Origin of the sequence: Paralimibaculum aggregatum, from assembly GCF_030270585.1 — a bacterium.
Classification (GTDB): Bacteria; Pseudomonadota; Alphaproteobacteria; order Rhodobacterales; family Rhodobacteraceae; genus Thermohalobaculum; species Thermohalobaculum aggregatum.
On the sequence record NZ_BSYI01000193.1, the window covers coordinates 1 to 232 of the forward strand.

The window sequence follows — 232 nt, forward strand, 5'->3', positions numbered from 1 at the left end:
CGAAACACCGCCAGCAATGGCGCAACACGCTTGCCAGCCATGCCGAGCCGGTCTTCGGCCCCGTATCCGTCGCCGCTATCGATACGAGCCTCGTGCTGAAGGCAATCGAGCCGATCTGGACCGAGAAGCCCGAGACCGCCTCGCGCCTGCGCGGCCGGATCGAGAGCGTGCTCGACTGGGCCGCGGCGCGCGGTCTGCGTGAGGGCGCGAACCCGGCGCGCTGGAAAGGGCA

Annotated in this window: 1 protein-coding gene; it reads left to right on the forward strand. The window is 69.8% G+C overall.

The annotated features are described in order from the left end of the window. On the forward strand, positions 1 to 232 hold a 232-nt coding region (locus QSJ97_RS24905; protein ID WP_434220961.1), incomplete at both ends, for a phage integrase central domain-containing protein.